This is a genomic window from Paenibacillus sp. JCM 9796 (genome assembly GCF_055379675.1).
On record NZ_AP043723.1, the window covers coordinates 1934921 to 1955102 of the forward strand.

13 protein-coding genes are annotated in these 20182 nt (G+C 41.1%); all 13 read right to left on the bottom strand.

Translation table 11 applies throughout. The annotated features are described in order from the left end of the window. Window position 1: 1 nt before the first annotated feature. The 13 genes from ACZ439_RS09310 to ACZ439_RS09370 all read right to left on the bottom strand — a co-directional run bounded on the left by ACZ439_RS09310 (window position 2) and on the right by ACZ439_RS09370 (window position 20120). Window positions 2–1198 carry a TIGR02678 family protein gene (locus ACZ439_RS09310; protein WP_464620930.1) on the bottom strand — a complete coding sequence of 399 codons (1197 nt, stop codon included), beginning with the start codon at window positions 1196–1198 and terminating at the stop codon, window positions 2–4. After that, window positions 1170–2708 carry a TIGR02677 family protein gene (locus tag ACZ439_RS09315; protein WP_464620931.1) on the bottom strand — a complete coding sequence of 513 codons (1539 nt, stop codon included), beginning with the start codon at window positions 2706–2708 and terminating at the stop codon, window positions 1170–1172. Before ACZ439_RS09315 ends, ACZ439_RS09310 begins: the two co-directional genes overlap by 29 nt. Window positions 2709–3176: 468 nt before the next feature. Further along, window positions 3177–4136, bottom strand: coding sequence for a 3'-5' exoribonuclease YhaM family protein (locus tag ACZ439_RS09320; RefSeq protein WP_054798777.1), 960 nt, complete (start codon window positions 4134–4136; stop codon window positions 3177–3179). Further along, complete coding sequence (locus tag ACZ439_RS09325; protein WP_464620932.1) at window positions 4133–6022, bottom strand: UvrD-helicase domain-containing protein; 1890 nt, start codon at window positions 6020–6022, stop codon at window positions 4133–4135. Before ACZ439_RS09325 ends, ACZ439_RS09320 begins: the two co-directional genes overlap by 4 nt. 14 nt (window positions 6023–6036) lie before the next feature. Beyond that, entirely contained in the window at window positions 6037–8088 is a 2052-nt protein-coding gene (locus tag ACZ439_RS09330; protein ID WP_464620933.1) for an ATP-dependent nuclease, read from the bottom strand. 45 nt (window positions 8089–8133) lie between these two features. Further along, entirely contained in the window at window positions 8134–10599 is a 2466-nt protein-coding gene (locus ACZ439_RS09335; RefSeq protein WP_464620934.1) for a pPIWI_RE module domain-containing protein, read from the bottom strand. Further along, complete coding sequence (locus ACZ439_RS09340) at window positions 10565–11101, bottom strand: hypothetical protein (protein WP_464620935.1); 537 nt, start codon at window positions 11099–11101, stop codon at window positions 10565–10567. The genes ACZ439_RS09335 and ACZ439_RS09340 overlap by 35 nt, the downstream gene beginning before the upstream one ends. A 74-nt stretch (window positions 11102–11175) precedes the next feature. Then, complete coding sequence (locus tag ACZ439_RS09345; RefSeq protein WP_464620936.1) at window positions 11176–13677, bottom strand: pPIWI_RE_Z domain-containing protein; 2502 nt, start codon at window positions 13675–13677, stop codon at window positions 11176–11178. Beyond that, the gene (locus ACZ439_RS09350) at window positions 13674–14741 is read right to left on the bottom strand and encodes a restriction endonuclease-related protein (RefSeq protein WP_464620937.1); all 1068 of its coding nucleotides are present in this window, start codon (window positions 14739–14741) and stop codon (window positions 13674–13676) included. Before ACZ439_RS09350 ends, ACZ439_RS09345 begins: the two co-directional genes overlap by 4 nt. A 133-nt stretch (window positions 14742–14874) precedes the next feature. Next, window positions 14875–15810 (bottom strand): HD domain-containing protein, encoded by a 936-nt coding sequence (locus tag ACZ439_RS09355; RefSeq protein ID WP_464620938.1) that lies wholly within the window; start codon window positions 15808–15810, stop codon window positions 14875–14877. Between the two features lie 21 nt (window positions 15811–15831). Next, a complete protein-coding gene (locus ACZ439_RS09360) occupies window positions 15832–17334 on the bottom strand; it encodes a DUF2357 domain-containing protein (protein ID WP_464620939.1) in 1503 nt (500 codons plus the stop codon). Further along, entirely contained in the window at window positions 17309–19573 is a 2265-nt protein-coding gene (locus ACZ439_RS09365) for an McrB family protein (protein WP_464620940.1), read from the bottom strand. Before ACZ439_RS09365 ends, ACZ439_RS09360 begins: the two co-directional genes overlap by 26 nt. A gap of 16 nt (window positions 19574–19589) precedes the next feature. Further along, complete coding sequence (locus tag ACZ439_RS09370; RefSeq protein WP_464620941.1) at window positions 19590–20120, bottom strand: hypothetical protein; 531 nt, start codon at window positions 20118–20120, stop codon at window positions 19590–19592. Window positions 20121–20182 lie beyond the last annotated feature (62 nt).

The window sequence follows — 20182 nt, forward strand, 5'->3', positions numbered from 1 at the left end:
GTTAAGCCCCCTTCGAGCTCTCTTCTTTCGATTTTTCAAAAAAACGACCGATAACGTCGTAAAGTTTGATTTCCCTATCCTGCGTAACATCGGCTAATTTCCAATCCATTAGTGTATTTACAATACTATTTTTGATTTCGGTAATGCTCATGCCTTTTAAACCGCTTGTCCACGTATGGCTGTGCTCACCAACCAAGTGCCGGCACATCATATCCATATCCGTAGAAGTCAAAACGACAGTGCCGTCTTTTTGCTCTGCGAGTGCATCGTCATTATCAATGATTCTTAACCGAAGCAAACTTGCGAATTGGATAACCAAATTAGCTTCCGAATTGCTTGCGGGAAAAAATTTACGGAACGTGCCGACACTGTCTCTCACCAAAAAGGCACTGGCGTCGTAAACGTCAAGGTTCATTTCATAGTAGGTTTCAGCGTGTTCATTAAGATAACGCCCATATTGCTGAAGGTACTCAAAATCCGCTTGAGGCACCTCGTGTTTGTACAGGGCAGGTTCTAAAAACAGTTTACGGTACAAGACGTGCTTTCTTTCAATTCCAAGCTCGCGTTCTTGCATCTCTTGCAACAACACGACATCATGAAGGGTCATCTGTGTTTCTAGCCCAAAATTGATGTTGCGCATAAAATATTTCACGAGTCCGGTAGAGCGAAGCAAAGCGTCTCCGGTTTCTTTGTCTTGGAAATCTTCGATGTTTTTATCTACGACTTCGATTAAGCATCGACGAACCGTTTCTTTTAAAGCGCGAACGAGCGATAAACGATTTCGATAACCATCGTTGCCTTTCCAAGTCAGTGTTGGAAAAAAATCCACTAAACTGTAATCCGCCCCGCTTCGGGGATAATAAGAAACAACAGCTTGGCATACATCAGATAGTGTGAATTGCTTCGACGTTTTGCCATCGAGGAATGCGAGTACACAGTAAAACATGACATAGTCTTTTGTTTCCCTGAAATCAGAGATACCGTTTGCAGCTTGCGGTGTAATTTGAAATTTTTCAAGCTTTGCGAAATCCGCGCCCAAGACAAGCTTAAAGCGGAAATAATCTTTAAAATAGTCGCGTAAAGCGACTTCGTTTTTCTTTATCTCATAAAACGATTCCGGATTATCTTTTCGTACAATCCAAAAATTGTCGAGCAGTTGATGGATGCACTCAAGAAATTCCTGCGAGGGCTTTTTCACGTGCTTTCACCTCTGTAAATGTCAATTGAAAATCGGGTAACCAAAGGATACCATCTGTGCATCGCATTTCGACGTTTTCTTTGCCCAGAATGTGGAGCTTAAATTTAACGCCAAGCTCTGTAGAACCTTCGTAGACGCCAAAACCGATTTCATTAAGCAAAGCCGCATCAATCCAATCAAGAAGTGCCCTGCGAACAAATGGTTCGACCATGTCCATTTCTTTAATAACGAGATATGGCTGGCTGACCAGTTCTAAGAGCACGCTTTCTTCGAATGCTAGTCGTTCTTTCATTAACCGCTGCTCTTCGAGTTGTTCCTGCGTGACTTTGGTTACCTTAAGATTACGCTTCGTTTGCGTTTCGCCGATCGGTCTCACCCGGTACGTAACATCCACTTCGTCGGGCTCAAAGTCCCAAACGGTTCCGTCATTTCTATCCGATGGTTTTCTTGCGAGTTTAAAATGCTGAATGCCATCAAATCCAAACAGATAAGAAAAAATTTTGTGTGCTTCGTCAAGCGTTGAAGCGTGCGCCATATCCGCCAGCCGCAAAAATTCGGTCACACGACTTTTCTTAACGAATTGCCGCTCCGCATGAAAATGGGCAAGCTTAGACATTTTGCTGATGGCATCGCGCGTACGAACTTCCATTTGAGACGCTTTGCTTGGTTTCGTACCATTAGCGATAAACCAGTTGCGGATACCTGTCCAAACATCAAAAAAGGTCTCTGTATATTCCTGGTCCGACACCACCGCTGTTGTCGGAATACTTTTTTTGTAGCGAATGAGTTGCGTAATAATCGACTCGATCTTTTTCTCCGAAATGCGCGTGATAATATTAATAATGGATGGCGAATTCCGATTGAGTTCTACAATGAAATCCGTTAAGTAAGAACGGAATTGATTCTTGAACACAATAAAAGCGTCTGTCTCCATTTTACTGTCCAGCTTGTCGCCACTGATGTGATTTAAATAATCAGAAGCGTCGTTGTCGAGCTTTGTAAAACGTTCGTAGAGTTCATCCCATGCTGCATAAAGGTCCTCTAAATCCTTAATATCCAAATCCACCGAAACAGAAAATCCATTTACTCGTATAAGCGCATTGTACAAGCGTTCCGTTAAATTTTTGTCGAGGGAGCCTCCGCGAATTCGATTGAGCTTTTTTTCCAAAAAAATAAGCGTTTTTTCAAACTCGATGGTATACTCCGTCAATGAATACGTTTTTCTGTTTTTTATGAGATCTTCGAGCGTTGCAGCGTCCGTATTGTCTTGATTTAGAATTAAATTTTTATTGCCTACGAGGACGGATAAATCGCCGTCAAGCTTCTCAATGGTGTAATCCCCAAACTCCGGGAATTGCTGAAGATAGGTATAGATTTCAACTGGCAGAACATCGTTATTAAAAATACGATGCTGCTCATACATATATCTTAAAATTGCACGATAGTATTTTGTATCTTGCGTAGAAAGATAAATGGCTTCAGGCACTTGACGCATAACTGAAATATCCATTTTATCTGGGTTCTCCCCTTTCTATTCCGTAATGCTGCCTTTTCGGGCATATGCACGACAACGCTTACTATCTCTTAAGAGATGCCACGTTTACGATACCCTTTGTATTGAAGTTTTTTAAATAATAGTACTTCCGTAAGCTACCGTAAACGAACCCACGCAAATCATCATTATTATTCATCGCGGCTGTAATCTCCCTAAGATTCTTCTTTATTGCTGCTCGTCGTATTTACGGCTTGCACTTACCGCATTTCTTAAACTCATAATGCGGATAGTTATTTCCCGACCAAAACGATGCCTCCTCCACGAGCGAGAAATCATACCACCCGCCATCACCTTTGATTTCTCTAATTCCTTTAAGGCCTGTTTCTTCTTGAAGAACATGACCGCATGTGGATGTATGTGCTGTACATAACTTGTCAGGGATATGGACGTTTACCCAAATCAATGTTCTCCCCCCAGAGCAGATCATATTTTCAATCTATAAATCGCTTTGTTCTCCAAACCACGAATAACCGGTGTCCATTCTTCACTTTCCGCGGTTGTTTGAAGCATGTCCTCTACCATCTGCAGCTTAGCATCCATCGCATCGATATAGTGAAGGGCCACAGCTTCCGGTAATTGCGGTTGAACAGGGCTTCCCCATTCACCCAAATTATGATGAGACAGAATCAAATGTTGTAGTGCCAAGATGGCATTCGACTCTAAATCGAGCCCAAGTTTGATTGTAGCTTCTGTAATCCAATTGGCAGCCATACTGATATGTCCGATCAATTTGCCTTGATTACTGTAATCAATTACCATACCATACTCCGAAATCATTTCCACTGGTTTTGCGATGTCATGCAAGATGATGCCCGCCTTAATCAAATCCGAGTTAAGAAACGGCCGTTGCTGACTAATAAATTCGCCTAGTTCAAGCATTCGAACTATATGGTAAGCTAGTCCACCATAATAAGCATGATGATGGGATTTAGCCGCGGGTGCAGAATGCAGTGTTTCTTTCACTTTCTCAAAACAAAAAGTTACAATCGATTTAATATCATTATGAGTTAGACTGTTTATGGCATTTTCAATGATTGGGATTAGTTCGTCAGCACCTACAGGGGCGGCACGGATAAAATCCGTTACGGATACCCCGTCTTGTTCCGTTGTTTTTCGGATTCGTATTACTTTTACTTGCAGTTTTTCACGGTATACTTGAACCACACCCTGCACTTTAACAAGACACATCGGAAAGAATGTTTCAATATCGAGCTTACTTGCTTCCCAATACTTTGCGGAAATGTGTCCGCTAGAATCGGCAAGCACAATGTCTAAGTAATCTTTTGGTATCGAACTATTTGTTTGTTTGGCTTCTATTTCTTTGATTATATAGAAGCCAACAAATTCATCGCCATCACAAAAATCTTTGATTAGTTTAGTCACACAATCACCTCGGTGCTCGCTGCATGGTTCACAGATTCTACAACTCCCGAATCGTGCAATGCTTGATAAAAATCAGCTATAATTCTCCTGTCTTGATTGCTAAACCGCCCAATTGGTCTTACTTTACTAAAGGTAAAGTGAAGCGTGTTTTTTGCCCTTGAAAGAGCTACGAAAAAAGCCGCGGTATCCTCTTCTCTTTGGTCAGTAAATCTAAAAAATGCTGCATCCTCTAATCCCAAAAAAAATATCGTCTTATATTCAAGGCCTTTACTTTTATGGATTGTCATTATCGGGACTGTATTTTTACCGAGCAAATTATTTATCGCCGCTCCTATAGTACCTGACTTAACGTACTCTTCCCATATATAATTTACAAATTGCGAACTTAATCTATCAATGTAATTTGATCTTAAATACTGAGGGAAGTAAGCTTTAAGGGCATCTATAGAATAAAAATCGGTAATTTTGTTGACAATCATTTTCAGATCATTCTCACTGTTTATTCCCCTTAAATCAGATTTTAGCTCCAATATAAAGTCGCTTAACTCTCTCTGTGATGTGTGTATCTCAGAAGAAGAATCATCCTCTTTCCTCAAATCCAATAATATATTCCGACAGTAGGTCCATGAACTAGCATCTCTTCTGATTACTAAAATAAAAGTATTTATGCATAGCGATATATAATCTTCTTTCAAAAAGTCTTGATATATACCCTCGTTACGAGCCTGAATTCCGAACATATTTAATTCCATCAGTAATGCGCTGCAATATGTATCAATTCGTTGCTTAACCAGAATGCATATATCATTGGGTTTGTGATTCCCATCACTAATATACTCTTGGATAAGATTTGCAATAACTTTAGCTTCCTGTACATGGTCATCAAATAAATGAAGATAGGCTTGTCCATCCGAGGCTTGCCATTTTGGATTTGTTTGTATTGATATCGGTTGTTCATTAAATCTCGAGAAAAACATTTTTTGAATTTCTACGAGCCTAGGAGCAGACCGATGATTCATTATTAGCTGATAATTTCTGGCTCCAAAGTCAGAAATGAAGGTTGGGAACACTTCTCTCATTGCCCCAGCCCAAACCATTATTCGCTGTTTGCCATCCCCAACAGCTGTGAGTACCGAATTAGAATTGTAGAAACATGTTTTAACAAATTCATACTGAATGCGCGTGGTATCTTGAAACTCATCAAGAAATACATGACTGTAGGTCATTTGTAATGACTTTCTCAACTGCGAATTACTTTGTAATAAATATGTTGCCAACCGTGTGATCATGGTAAATGAGAGCCTTGCCGTACCTGTTACATTGCCTTTCAAAAGGAGTTCCCATGCATTCTTTGTCGGATAATCATTTTCACGGGGCAATGGTAAACTATATCGAACAATTTCTTTTTCTAAAAAGCCGTTTATGTCTCGAGGTTGTAGCCAAGCAGGACGAACAAAGCCAGCATGTTCATATGCTGTTCTGATGTCGTTCTGGGTTCGGTCCATCACAGCAATATCATAGACTGAGTTAGGCCGGTAATCCTCGGGAATACCTAAATAGAAACGATCCACAAGACTCTTAGCAAATGCATCATACGTCATAGATTGAAATCTTTTTGAAAGCTCTGTACCGCAGCGTTTCTCTACTCGTTCTGCAAGATTTTTAGCGGCGTCTCTCTTAAAGCTAATTGCGAGTATTTTCCTTGGGGCTTTACATGTATTAGTTTCAAGTAAAAAACACGCTCTTTGAGCAAGCAACTCCGTCTTACCTGCCCCAGGACCAGCAATAACAAGAGCATTACTTTCGCTCTTTACAACTTGAAGAGCTGCGGATTCGAGAGTTAATCCATCAGCGGGTTCCCATATATGTTTATCAATAATTTTCATTTATTAACCTTTCCTTATTCGCCATTAAGTTTTTGTTTCACTTTAGCAACTAGTCGCTTTAATGGAGCAGGTAAACTATCTTTAAACGTCACATCACTAATATTAAGTAAGGCTAATCTATGTGTAACAGGTTTCCCTCGTTGTAAGAAGAAGTAATCATACCACACCATTAATTTTTTCTGTTCGAAAGTATAGGTTTCGCCACTGCCCCCACCTTCTTTTAAAGTATGTTTGGTTGCTAAGTCCACACGTTCTAAATATCCATCTGCCGGAGGATCATTATCCTCGATTTCGGAAATTTTACCTGCACGATCGATTCGTGGACCTTCATTTCCTTTTAGCACACTTTTATAAGCTTCAGGGAATGCCTCTAACATCATGAAATCCAAATCCAATGGGCTTGAGAAGTATACATCGTACCGCTCCAGTCTACCTAACCATGCCCTTTGATTCTCTTGATTATTTTCAGACCAAGTATGCATTACACTTAATCGATCGTCACTTAATATGGTTTGATTAGAAAGTAATAACAGCTGACTCTTGTCCGTTCCTATTTTAATCAACTGCTCTAAAGCATATTTGACTCTCCCCCATCCCCCTCCGTTACGTTCTCTATCAAGGTCCAGTAATGTAACATAAGGGATGTCCAATTCTTTTAAAAGTTTCCAAAAATGATTGACATGCCTACCTCCCAATGGCACAACAGATACCGCAATGCTATCTAGCTGCTCCTCGGTATCCAGTTCAATTGCTTTAGGGATAACAATTTCTTCGCTATCCCCTTCACCTAAAATAACTAATTTTGAAAAATAAATTTCTGGATATGCTCTTACAGCTTCTTTAACGTATTTATACGCTTCTTCGTTCTCTGCTGATCCTTGCTTAAGAGGCAATACTACCTTTTTCACTTTCGTAACTAATTCATCAATTGATATATTAAAATACCGAATCGATTCGGGCGAAACCCTCTTCACAATAGCTGGCGTATGTGAGGTTATTATGACCTGAGAATTATTCTTCGAAGCAATTCTTTTTAAGTTTACGATAATGTTCCCCAATAGATGAGGAGACACATGGTTTTCAGGTTCTTCGATAGCGAGAATTGTTAGGGCCGGAATTTGGATGTTAAATAGTGGTGCGTCCTCTTCTTCACTATTTTCCATAGCTTGTTGTTCAATTTCCAGAAACGAATCCACGAGTGACAAATAGAATAAGGACCGAAGCCCATCTCCTAATGAATCAATGGAATATGCTTTTTGCGTTATGGATGGCATAAAATCCACTTCAAACTTTTTTATTAATTGATCCAGGTCTGTGCTATTGAATCTGATGTTTGCTTCCGAGTATCGGGTATCCTTATGGTATTTTTTCCAGTGATCTTTCAGTGAATCCCTTACCCTTTCCAATCCAGCCTCTTCAAACAAGGATTCTTCAGCACGTTTTAATTGATCCTTAATGTTCTCCTTTGTTTCGGTTGACCAGTTAATACTCTTCAATACACGCCAGAGCAATGTTCCGGTCGCATTCCTTAATAACGTGGATGGATTGCGAATTGCTGGAACATAGATGATTTTTATTTGTGAGAGCTCGCTTGGCGGAATCTTCGTAGCTACTTCTTCTGCATCCTCTGATAGAGACACATAGTTGACTTTACTTTCTATGATTCCATCTGGCGTATTGCTTTGCTCCCAAGAAGCTTGTAGCCTAATTCGCAAGAACGGTGGCTCGCCAGTATTTTCAACAACAAAGTTATCAAAATACGTAGGTATTGCATAATGCGTTTCACCTTCATCGTTCTCAATTTCCGGAAATGAGAAATTCGCCTCGATGTAAAGCTCTCGTCTCTCCAAATCTTCAAGCACTTCGTCATGTGATACATAAAAATCGGATTTCTCTAACGCTCTATCTGCATTTGTTTCTCCGAACAACTTAGTTAGTGCCTGTAGTGCAGCGCTTTTCCCACTGCTGTTAGCCCCGATAAATGTTGTAATATCTTCGAAATCTATTACCGTTTCCGTTGGTCCATAACTACGAAAGTTGCTTATTCTTAATTTGTTGAGCCGCATAACAGCATCTCCTTGTACAGTGTATATTAAGATTATTTTGATGATCTAGGATTTGAGTATCAAATCTTCCTCTAAATCCACTTCCACTTCTTCCTCAAACTCAGCATCGTAATCATAATCGTCTTCATTACCGGTTATATATTTCGATAATGAGCTCAGTACACGCATCGTATACGGAAAAATGGTGTGCTTATCATAAGTCAACCCTAATCGTCTTAGATGATCCGCTAGAAGAGCAAGTTCATCCGACTCGTTTTCATTCTCTGTTCCTAACGGAATGTATTCCACAGCCCGTTGTTGAAGCAATAATTTGGATGGCGATGAAAACTTGGTTACATCGTTAGCGATTCCTTTCCATGCATTTGGTCTTCCGCCCACACCGTAATAAATACCTATAGGGTCCTTAAAAACTCCTAATGCTTTAGTAAACCTGTTCATTTCATCATCGATAATGATTCGATATTGAGGAACGTCATCCGTCGCGTTAATGCGAATAAAGCTTAATCGTGGCTCATTGGCCAAACGCTCATTAAGATAAGGAACACTATCGCATTGTATTTTTGTATTACCGATAGCCCCCAACCAACCGTGTCTTAATGTAGCGTTGATAAGCACAATGACTTGTCCCGAACTTCGTTCTAGTTCACTGTGAATCTCAGCTGTGATAAATGCTTTAAACACTTCGCTGCTTTTATTTTCTCTTCGAGGATTATCAAGAAATTTAGATTCATCCATTTTCAGTGCCGCTTCAGACAAAGTCATCCACCTATCATTACCTAACAGCTTAACACTGAGATCCGTGCCGTCTAATCTTGAAATGGCAGGCAAATATTTTTTTCCAGCTTTTATGACAGATATAGAAAACAACGTTCCAGACGCACTGATCTTATTGACGTTATCACTAAAGAGACCATAATCGTTGAAAAGATCTAACACTGCATTCAGAATGCGGGATAAATCTCCTTTCTCATCACCTGTTAACGGGTAAATAAATTGCGATAGCCGTCCTGTCCGCTTCAATCCTTCCCGAATAGCTTTCTTAGGGTCGGCCCCCTCTCTCCATTTACTCTTCTCTTCAATTTCTACAAGAGCTAATACCGAGTGGTTAGGTTGTTCATCTTTGGAAAGCTGCTTTACAATTTGATTAATACGCTTTTCTTGAGCGATCGAGTTATATCTATCTATCTCTAACTCCGATGTTATGATGTCTGGATTACAATGGACAAGTTCAACAATCAACTCTTTATCCGAATTTAATTTGAAGATGGAGTCAGAAATCTCATCAAGGATAGTTACGTTATCAAGTGATTTTTGCGCAGTAGATAGTTCCTTCTTCACTGCATCAAACATCTCTGGAGAACTATAAATTTCGATAGTTAATCGCTCTTCCTTAGGAACAACGATTGGAAAGCGATTGTCATTCATACCTCTAAGAGAAATATCAGGAATAAGTTGAAGTTCTCTTGCACCATAATCCGTTAAGAACCCTTTGGCCAGGTTATACAAACCGCTTTTCTCAGGAAGGCCGATTCCCGCTTTCACACTATTTCCACCAAATAGATTGTTGTTCACGACATAAGCCGTGATTTCTCCATTCCCTTCGGAATAGACCTTGGGATTCACAAGCAACGAATCTGCCACGAAAGACTCCCCATTCAGCACATCCCAATACAATTCGTCTAATGCGCTCTCCCATGATGTATATGAAGAATTGCGAGGAAGTCTTTCAAATTTCAATTGGGAAAATGAACGATCTAAGCTCGTAACATATGGATTTTGAACAGATACCAAAACCGAACAGGAATGCCCAGACCTCATGTAACACTTGCCTTCTTTGATTTGTACATCGCTCAAATACCTTCTTGTCCCCAAGGAAACCGTTAGTATGGCTCGATCAGCATCTCCCCCACGAGTCTTCAATGCAAATCGAATGACATAAGAAAATGGATCATAACGATGAGATTTTCGAATCGGATTAGAAATGCATTCGTGTTTATCATTAAAGATAACATGATAGAATTTCAGCTCTTCACGTAGCTCATTACCTAAATCAAGAAACTTTGATTCCTGGCAGAACTTGACTGCTGCCATGCCGGGAACCCACTGGTAGTTATCAACGAATTCGTGAACATCACCAAACGTAGAAGAAACCCAAACAAGCTCCGAATCCCTTACATCTTGCGGTAAATCAAGAATCGAATAATCCTTTAAATGTGCTAGCCATCCAAGCGTCAAATGTTTTATATACGATGAATGAATAGGTTTTGTGGAAACTAGCCAAAGCTGATCATCGAGCAACACCTTATTGTTTGAACATACGCTTACGATTTCAGGAAAAATACTTTTAAGTTTCTTTCCTAGAGGTTCTACTTTAAATGCAAGCTTAAAGCGATCTGTACGCTCTCTATTAAAGAAGTTTCTCCAGCTCTCCGGCATTTTCATATAATAGATAGTTTCGTTATAAAACAGCGTTTCATCAATCTCCAGTGCAAACAGTTCCATCTTCTTCATCGCTATATCCCTCCCGAGTGATATTATTTATTCCGTCGATAAATGGTCCGTACAAACTCAAGAACAAAGGATCCCTTTTGTGCTTCTGCATAATCGCTGCCCAACTATCCAACATGGACATCCCTTCTGGTTTACCAGCAGGCTTTGCATTGAACTTTGAATCGCAGAAAAATACTCTGGCATTTTTACCGCCGCGCAGCAATCGTCCAATCATTTGCCAAATCGGGATAAACGTATACCACGCCATAACTTCTCTTTCAGAATCGTTAAGAATCGACCAATAGTCAGGCTTTTTATATATCGCTTCGAACTTACCGCTGCTAATTTGGCGTAATTTAGAAACAGCTTTTTCATAATGAATCCCTTGTCCTGTTATTCGTTGTAAATATTGAGTCAAGTAGGAGTGGAGCGCTTGAACCAAGTAATTCATGTCATTCGGAATAGGATAAGGACGAACGAGGAAAAAGACCGATCCAAATAACGACTCTCCATTTTGATCCAATATATTGTAGCCTCTACCTACAGAGAGAAGCGGTACAATCAATACTTCTGCCCTTTCTTTGCGAAACGACTCAATCATTGTTCTAGGGAATTGATCTGTTCATGACTCCTTTCCCTTGAAAGAACTTTATAACGTCCTTGCCAACTCTGATCACTACGAAACGCCCTGGCGACTGTGGCAACATCATCATACGAATTTACCACTAAGAGTGCCCTTCGCGGATTTCCTCTACTACTCCAAAATTTCAATTCATAAAGAATATCAGATTTAAGTTGTTGAACCATCTCATATAAATTGCTGTTTCTAACCTCTTCATCGCCTATCCCTGAGACTTCAAGAAATTTATCATGGCGAGCATCAAGAATGGGTTTGAATGTTATTTGAACTTCCGGAGATGTTCGATCTGCTTTGAGCAACCATTTAGATCCCGTGTTCAAATGGTAATGCGCGGATTCAGGTGCATGGCTTGTCCCAGATAGAAAGATAACTGCCGGTCCTCGTTTCTGATCAGAATCTTCATATACACAATGCCAGTCATGTAATAATAATCTGCCAACTCCTGTATACTCGATTAATTTAAATGCTCCTGTCGTTTCCCCATCCTTCAAATCATATTTATACCCGATCATCGTTCCCGTCATGGCCTCTTTCATGAACGCTTGATAATCTTTCTGCATGGTGAATAACGGAGAAAAATCTGCGGACATTCCCAGCTTAGCTTGAATCATAGTAAAGGAAGTCAGAATGAACTTGATACATTCTTCCGCTCGGCATAAATAAATATAAAACTCCAATTGCGCATAAAATAAATCTTTGTTTACTCGCGGCCGAATTGTTCCTTTAAGCAGCTTCTCTGTAATTTGAGTCAGCAGCTTTTGCTTTTCATCGTGATTTTCCTTTTCAATTAACTCATCAACAATGCTAGATAACCTGGAATCCTGATAAGGCTCATTTGCATAATCCAATAAATGTTTGCGAATCTTCTTTTGCGATTCCTCGTCGAAGGAAATCTTCTCGCTTAATGAATCGGCCAACGCCGCCACTCTAATCAGATTACGACTGATATTCTTACGCAATGTTAGAGAACGATCTAACTTTTCATAAATTCTCCAAATCATTTGATCTAATTGGCGAAGTTTATCTTTCCACTCAGTCACAACAGGATCACCTGCTAAATGATATCGTCCATTTGTTAACTGATGAGATTCGTTAGACAACCGTTCAAAGATATCCTCTACACTTCCAAAGACATTATATTCTGATAAGAACGTCGCATCGAATTGCTTTTGGACTTCATCCGCTTCGTCCACGTATACAACATCCATTAGGTCGTACATCGCTTCATAGATCGTCCTCTCTAACGGATCAATCATCGCTGGAATTCTTGTTTTGAGTACACTTGCAGACGTAGCCACCCAAACATCTGCTTCTGCAAGTCGGGAGAAATCACGGAAAACTCCACATTGATCCGCTAATGGACATTTCACAGACTTATTTTCTTGTTTTAGCTGAGTACACGGATAGCTACTATTTCGTTCGTAATCTTCAGACAACGCTTTAATAACACATAAGTCCGACAAATGCTTTAGATCTTGAAATTCGTTGTTCGTCCAATCACTAAGCTCGATAATCCCACCGGCATTTGCAAATAAATAATTCTCTTGATGCGTCTTTCTGGATGACTTGCCGATGATTGGAACAGCATGAATACCTAACTCGCGTAGAATTTTGATACGCTCTATCACTTGGGAAACGCTGCCTTCAATAAATCCGACTCTGGCACCTTCCTGCTTCACGAGACGATACGTCTCCATGAGCATGAAAGTAGATTTCCCTGCTCCCAATGCACCGCCTATATGCTGGTTTCCTTTGTAAACAAACTCTATATCCCAATCTATTGACTCGAGTACAACTGCAGTTGCTCTGTTCGCCCAAGATGAAGATTTCCCGGCTATTTCATCCATTTCTTTGCCCAACGAAAGCCCATTGAAGGGCAACTCTAGACTAAGTTTCTTCTTCTCACGATAAGAAGGTAATAAACGCTTTTCTTTTACTGCTAAAGCTTCCGGGATGCTGCCATGAAAGCTTTGAATAAATCCTCCTCTTAAGATTCTGGAGTATTCGAATTTCCCTTGAGTCGCAAAAGGAGTAGTATTGATTTGTCTGGGAATCGGTTTTTTAAGTATCTGTTCGTAAATGTTTATTCTATTAGTCAAAAATCGCGGAACCAGTTGGTTAAGCTTTCCCTGTTCATCAATATCAAACAAACGATATTTCATATCAATAGCTCGATAGGCTTCAATCCGCCTAACCAGTATTTTCTTACTCTTTAACTCAGGGAATAAAATTCTAAGTCTGACTACGAGATCCTTATGTTCGATGTACTTTAAGATCGGCTCATCATAACCGACCAATAACGACCAACCCTGATCAATATGAAGCATCGAGTCAATCAAATGACAGCCCGTCATAAATAGCTCCAGGCTTATTATTGTTGATATGTCGGCTTTGGGCAGTTCTAGCGAGAAAAACTCTTTGTTTATTTCTTCAGTTAAATCCCAATAGGTTTTCCTCACCAGAGCACCTCCTTCAACGTTTTTTCCAATTCATTCTCCATAATGATTTTTATAAGTTTCCGTGTGTCTTCTTTTAAAAAAGTTGATGCTCTCATACCGTAAGATGGATATAGATCATTTCGGTATTTGGGAATAACAACGTACACCTGTTGACCATACTTCTCCAAATATGATAATGGTTTTTGATTAAAGAAATTCGCCAGCGTTCTTGGATCTTTGAAGTCTTTGACATCCAAAAATATCTTACTCTTACTGTCATTATGTGAAATTGCAAGATCATACTCATCAATATGAGGATATAATTCTACTCCGTACCCTTTCTGCTTTAACCATTCGGCAATTTTCATTTCTGAAATCCCAGGTAACAGCACATACCTCTGTATACCGGGAAACAGCCGGAATACTCGTTCATCTTTATAGTTGAACAAATCAAATCGCTCGAAATCAGCTAACGAGTGACAGATATTTTCTTTGTTGCATCGCCATCGATCATGCTTGTATGTTAATGTCCAACCACAATGCGGGCATTTACGATAATTATCCATCTGTAGAGTTACCTCTTCATAACATTGACGCACTAACGCGCTTAATTCGCGGTCACGAATGGACTCAGCAAATTGCGCGAGTTGAAGCGCAGACAATACTGCATTCTGAGGCCTGGACAAAAATGTGCGTATTTGAGTATATTCTACTTGCAAATTCCGGTTTTCATCTCTGCAAAATTGCAAAATAGCCAGCATATTCTTCTGCTGCGCTTCATCAGGGGATATATAAGTATTAATGAAATCTTCTGCATCAGGAGATATCCCAATAAACTCTTCAATTAGTGAGGATTCGCCAGGATAATATTCAGTAAGCCCTTGAATCGCCCATTCAGAAGATGGTTTATGCAAAATATGAAGAAGCCGATACAAATCCGTAGGAATCTCAGCCCCTGACCTTCCGGCTTCTTGTATAAACATAAGCATGCCCCTGTGAAGCTCCTCTGGGACATGATCATAGTTTTTTGTCCATTGTTGTAATCCAGTGATAAGGTGATAAAGCATATCTTGTAGTCTATTCAATTGAACACGCTCCTTGAAAGTACTTAACCATCATTATGACACGACCATTTGACCTCTACTTGTCACCGAATGCTTGTTCCCATAAAAAAAACGAACCTCAAAATAATTGAAGTCCGCCATGGTGTACATTCTATTATAATATCCCACGTTTTATACCACGCTTGAAATGATGAAATACCTCAGAAGGATACATGTTTAATGCGCTCATGAGTACAGTGCAGAAGCCTACAAGAATAACGGGGCCTTCACTGTTAAATTCAAACTCAATGCCCCTTTCTTGTAAATAAGTTATCAGCCTATCGAAATCGTCCTGATATTCCGGATATAGCGGATAAGCTCGTTCGTGGATATGCTGTATAAGATCCCATGCTCCTAGCTTGAAAAACTTCGGCTGCCGCTCTTCAATATCAGACAGGTTGCCATACGCAGTTTCAAAAGCCAGATCAATAAACTTTTGGCTGTATCGAAGTTTACTCCACCCCGGTTGCGCCAATGGGGCTCCAAAAACTTGCTCTATCTCATCTTGCAACTCGTCTAAGAGCGGGAATCGCGATGCGTATCCAAGACTTTCAACTAGCCCAGAATAATACCATTCTTGGCTCTCACGTCCCCGTTTGAATCGCTTCCACGTCTCTTCGCCATACTGCTCCAAATCCCGTCTGATCGAGCGGATATTGTGCAGCTTATCTGCGCAAGACACCTGACGAATGGCCAGATTGGACGTTTTCAGACCCTCAAGCGTGTGCTGTTTTCTCTCCTCCCAAGTGGCTCCTTTGTCGGGTTCAGAGCACCCCAGGACAATTTCAAGAACAACGGAGCCAAACAGTTCAAGCAATTGTTCATCGGTCGTCTCGGTTTCCTCAAGCGTATCATGCAGGATCCCGGCAGCTACGACTTCTTCCTTACAACCCGCTTTCAGCAAAATCATTCCTACCGCATACGGATGACTGATATATGGAATTTCTGTTCCTTTGCGCGTCTGATTTCGATGTGCATAGGCGGCAAATTCGATCGCCTTTTCAATGAGTGAATTACAACTCAATCCATGTTTATCTTCGACATCGGCCATCCTAACTGACTCCTCTCCGCTTCAAATCAGTGCCTCAACGGATTCGCTCATGATATTCGTTAACTTATTCGCTAATTCCTTATTCCATATGCCCGGCTTTAATGTATATACCCCCATGCGATGCTTCTTCATATAGTCGTCTCCGAACAGTATCGAATTTTCCTTACCGTCTGCAGGCGTAATAATATATACCTCTTCTACCGCCCTGCTGCCATCAGTTGATCGCACGATTCCATCCCGATACTTATGCATTTCTCCTAGCGCCATCGGTAGATTGCGATCGACGCGATACTTTGGATCAAAAATAAACAATTGCCCTTTGACCTCAAGAACGATATCCGGGATCATATCATGCGTATACGTGACGAAATCGAGCGTTGACGGTTTGAACCTTCGTTGATAAGCAAGAGTGGCGCCGCCAACCAGCTTAATTCGGCTCTCTTTTTTCTCGGACAAATTCAAGACTAGACCATCCTGCTCAAGGGTAAAGAGATCGGAAGAATCTAGCAATGAGCCGTTTTCCCGCAGTATCTTGACCAGTTGCATGAAGACCCATATTTCATAAAGATGATACGTGTCTTTCAAAGGAATCGAGTTTTGAAATCCGATCGAGTACTCATTAAATTGATAGAGCTGCTGAAACCAAGAAAACCAATTCCGATAGATCGGATGTTTGCGAAACACTTGTGATACGACGACCGGGCCAGCGTGAGGCTGTAGCTGCTGCAGAAAAGAAGAGCGAAGCCACCCGTTCACACGATCAAGATAATAACCGGCTTTGGATCGTATCGCATCCAAGGATACGCTCTGGTACTCACGCAGAAGATGCTGTAGCTCGAGCAGTTGCCGAAGCAACACTCGGTTCTCATATACGCTGTACGTGTCCTCGCGCACACCAGACCATACGAGCTCGGGAACGGGAATTTCTCGACTCATTCCGTTGCCTGGATGTCGTTCCGACCAAGCAAGTAGCGCCGGCGTCACATGATTCACGTTTTCTCTGCGAATCCATTGATCAGTCGTGGTCAGCCTGCGAAGCGGTCTGGCTTGAATGTCTCGAAACCATTGCTGCAGCCGATAAAAGGAACGATCGACATAGTCCCACTGCGCCAATGAGGTTTTTCGAGCGAAACCTTTGTTATCAAACTTCAGAAAAGCTCCGCAATGTTGAAAACAAGCCGCCGCTTCCGCAAGAATATCCGCTATCATTTGCGTGTAGTCTGCTTCGGTTATTTTCCGCTTGTCTGGAAACAAGTACGTCTCATGGGTTATTCGTTCAGCTTGTTCAATTGTGAAAATCAGCAAGCCAGACTGGAAAGGCGCCGTCCATTCGCCTTCCCAGCCTGTTACCGTTCGCACCATCGAGATCGGCATGCCAAGCGCAAAAAATTGGAATGGCTCGCGGTACGACGTTCTCCAGCGATAGACTCGCGCTTCCTCAAATCGCATTTGATCAATCGGAGTCCATATCCCCGTGTCCGAGCAGTAGAATTCAGGATTATCTCCAGAACTGGGTAGCGCCATACCGATCCAGTTCTCCTTTCATGCGCAGCAAATGATAGAGCGATTCCGATCCGTCGCCGAATAACGCGGCTGTCCAATCGATCAAGTCGGTGAGCAAAGCATCAATTCGCTCATCCCCGCGAATCTTGGGCAGCACTTTCTCGGCAATCACGCGATCGACTGCTTCCTTCTTCTCCATGCGAATATCCGAATCTAGTTCCTCGTTGGCGTACAGCTTGCGGAGCATCTCATTCATCGTCCGGTAACCGAAATGAAGCTCATACCGGCTTAGCTTTACATGAAGTGCCTGAAGCATTTTCCATTCTTCCTGCAAGGTGACCTTATACTTAGACTCCGCCGCGTTCCAGAACTGATTCAGATCGACATCAGACAATGTCATCACGAAGGCTCTGTCCAACACCTTATCCGAGATACTGTGCGTCGTCTCGTCAACGTTAATCGTGCCAATCACATAGAGATTATGAGGGATTTGCAGTTCTTGTGGTACATCCGTAACATGGCTCTCCGTATGCAAACGTATGGGCTGCCTCGATTCGATCGCGCTTAAATAGTCGCTTAAGTAATATTCGACACGTGCCAGGTTCATTTCATCGAGTACGACGAACATAGGCTTGCCTTCCTGAATTGCTTGCAGCACTGCATTCAGGAACGGCGTCCGCACATACCTTTTCTCCAGAGCGCTGTAATAACCAAACAGGGAGGTTGAATCCGTCCAATCCGGTCGAACTGGAATTACTCTCAAATAAGGATTAAGTGCATCGTAAGATTTGCCATATACGGCATTTGCATAAAGCAGACAAAGCCTTGTTTTTCCCGTGCCAGATATGCCGTTTAAGATGACGAAGTGTTTATCTTCCAAACTCGTCAAATTCAGATGGAAATCTCGCACGATTGCATCCTGATAAGTAAATGGGCTTTCACGGACGTTAGAGAGGATAGCACCCAAGTTAAAATCATGCTCAAAAACTTCTTCCATTGCAGGCTCTTCCTCATCCACATGATCCTGGTTCTGAATTAACAATTGAGCTTGGCTATCTTTAGGAAGAGTAATCATTCCTGTACAATCTGCAAATATTGCGGCAGCTGAGATCAACCTACCTTTCACATTTGCGATTGGCTCAGTAAACTGCAGCTTCTCATTATCCCAGGCACCCACTAAAAAAGAATTCCCCTCAAGTTGAAAACCATGTTTAACTAATTCTTCAAGCGCTTTAGATTGATATTCTTTATTCTTACTAGAAGAATATTGATCTTTACCACGAAACTTAAAGCTTTTTGTTATCGCCCACAGTATAAGACCATTTCCATGTAAGTTGCGAATATTGTAAAAAAGATGTCCGTAGCCATTGACGAACACACCAATAGCTTCATTAGGTTCTCGCAAATAATTTTCCAGCGTCCCATCAGTCACCAATTGACCTTTGTCATAGATGCCATATTTTTGACGACGTTGGTTAGGTTTGATTTGATCCACTTGATCGAACTTAACTGTATATTCCTTACCATGGAGAGAAAGCGGAATATCTTCTTTATGAGAATTGAACTGTTCCAAAATCTTCAAAGAAAGAGCATGCCTAGTCGCCTCATTACGTACAAATTGCCGAATCGGTTCGAGCAAATTCCAAGTATTCCATATCACATCAATTAGTCGATCCATTTGTGGTATCTGATCAAAATCAATTAATGCGCCAAAACTTATCCAAGGACGACGTTTCTCATTTGCACTTTTTTGAATATAAGGGATCAAATCCGATTTGTTTAACAAAACTTCATCATTATCGCTGACATATATACTTACTTGATCTGAAAGTAAATCTAGGATCGCGCCAAATTCTTCTAGGTTATGTTGAGTTCGCACAGCCTCCCAGAAAGGATAGAAATTGCTGTTCAGTATTATTTTCAGTTTCCGATCCGCCCCGTTTAACGAGAGCATTAAAGCAGAGTACTCTGATTGAAAGAGGCTTTTATCCATTAATTCAACAAATGCTTTTTTGCCAATATCAGAATTCTGCTTGCTTTCCGCATACTTTGGATTCCGAGCATCATGCATCGTTGTACGAAGAGTAACTTCATATGTATGGACATGGTAATCTAGCAGTTCCGGGGCATCGCCTGCATATTTGTTTTTGAATTCTTCCATGAGTTGACGAAGCACTGGCTGGACTTCATCAAGCACGCGTTGGCAACGTAGCGACGTATCGGGAATAGACAGAGCTTCTTCTATTTGATGGATGTTCATGTTGACCTCCGATTATTTATTCGTAGGGATTTGATCTGAGAGTCATTCCTGGATTGGTAAGAGACAGCATATATTGATGCTCCTCAAAAGCATCCGATAATCTGGATTTCAGCTCGCCATCCAATTCGATCGGTAACACTTGCACTTCTTCGAAAACACAAGCAGGAACAGCGCCTTCTAAAATTGGAATAGCAGATTCCATTCGAATATATCCTCTATGCCGCCACATCGTTTCAACAACAGGGTCCACATCTCGGCCAACCACGTCTTGAAAAAATGGCGTAATGATCAAGGCAAAACCATCAACAACCTGACGGTTATCACCTACCAGCTTCTTCTGACAAATCCAAAGATAGAAAGGTCCCTTCAAGAGTTTTTTGGATTTCTGTTTGGATAACGCCTGAATAGCCGATAAATAAACATTTCGAATGTGCTCATTAATTGAATCTTCATTTTGATCGGACAACACAGATAGATCGAATTGGTAAGCCCAACCTTTAGATTTTAATACTTCCTCAGCCAATTCAATAGTTCTCAGTGAACTCATCCCCTCTCATGTGTTACTCTCACATAGTATAAATCAATCGTTGGACACATCCATGTCACGAA

Excerpts from the sequence above, each read along its gene's own strand:
- ACZ439_RS09315 (WP_464620931.1), bottom strand. The coding sequence starts at position 2,708 with ATGGATATTTCAGTTATGCGTCAAGTGCCTGAAGCCATTTATCTTTCT.
- ACZ439_RS09325 (WP_464620932.1), bottom strand. The coding sequence starts at position 6,022 with ATGAAAATTATTGATAAACATATATGGGAACCCGCTGATGGATTAACT.
- ACZ439_RS09330 (WP_464620933.1), bottom strand. The coding sequence starts at position 8,088 with ATGCGGCTCAACAAATTAAGAATAAGCAACTTTCGTAGTTATGGACCA.
- ACZ439_RS09335 (WP_464620934.1), bottom strand. The coding sequence starts at position 10,599 with ATGAAGAAGATGGAACTGTTTGCACTGGAGATTGATGAAACGCTGTTT.
- ACZ439_RS09355 (WP_464620938.1), bottom strand. The coding sequence starts at position 15,810 with ATGGCCGATGTCGAAGATAAACATGGATTGAGTTGTAATTCACTCATT.
- ACZ439_RS09360 (WP_464620939.1), bottom strand. The coding sequence starts at position 17,334 with ATGGCGCTACCCAGTTCTGGAGATAATCCTGAATTCTACTGCTCGGAC.
- ACZ439_RS09365 (WP_464620940.1), bottom strand. The coding sequence starts at position 19,573 with ATGAACATCCATCAAATAGAAGAAGCTCTGTCTATTCCCGATACGTCG.
- ACZ439_RS09370 (WP_464620941.1), bottom strand. The coding sequence starts at position 20,120 with ATGAGTTCACTGAGAACTATTGAATTGGCTGAGGAAGTATTAAAATCT.